The 775-nt window shown below is 53.9% G+C and carries 1 protein-coding gene; it reads left to right on the top strand.

Annotated elements, in window-relative coordinates; genetic code table 11:
* A partial coding sequence (locus ACTHUR_RS13470) for a radical SAM protein (RefSeq protein WP_440399037.1) occupies positions 1-775 on the top strand: 775 nt, incomplete at both ends.

Below are 775 nucleotides of genomic sequence, written 5' to 3'. Positions count from 1 at the left end.
ACCGCGTTGCTTACGGAAGACCTCGTCCGCCTGATTCGTGGCTGCTACCAATATTTGCCGCTTGCCGAAGATTGCGAGTTCACCATCGAAGGGCGCATGAGCCATTTCGATCTGGAAAAAGCACAGGCCTGCATCGAAGCAGGCGCCAACCGCATTTCCATCGGCGTGCAAACCTTCAATACCGCCATCCGACGCCGTCTCGGCCGCAAGCACAGCGGCGTCGAGGCGTTTGAATATTTGGCAAAATTGTGCGAACTCGATGCCGTGATTGTCGCTGATTTGATGTTCGGCCTGCCCAATCAAACCGATGAAGTTTGGCAAAACGATATCGCCCGCGCCACCGAGCTGCCGCTGTCTGGTTTGGATACGTACGCGTTCAACCTTTATCCCATGCTGCCCATCAACCGCATGATTGAAAAAGGCGCATTTCCGACACCGCCAGGTTTCGATATTCAGGCAGACCAATATGCCTACACGGTTGAAACACTGCTGGAAAAAGGCTGGGAACAGGTCAGCAACAGCCACTTCGCCTATCCCGGCCGTGGCGAGCGCAACCGCTACAATACCCTGATCAAATCCGATATTTCCTGTTTGGCGTTCGGCTCCGGCGCAGGCGGTAACTTCGGCGGTTTCAGCTATCAGGTGCAGGGCGATTTGGAAAGCTATCTCGCCACGCCGAAAGGCGAGAAAAACATCGCATTTATGAGCGGCCATAGTCCAAATAAAGCACTTCTCAGCAAAGTCCAGCACGATATTGAAACAGGCCGTCTGAATC

It is taken from the genome of Neisseria sp. P0021.S007 (assembly GCF_051956855.1).
The sequence above is the reverse complement of the archived record's forward strand: the minus strand, read 5'-3'. Positions and strand labels throughout refer to the sequence as shown.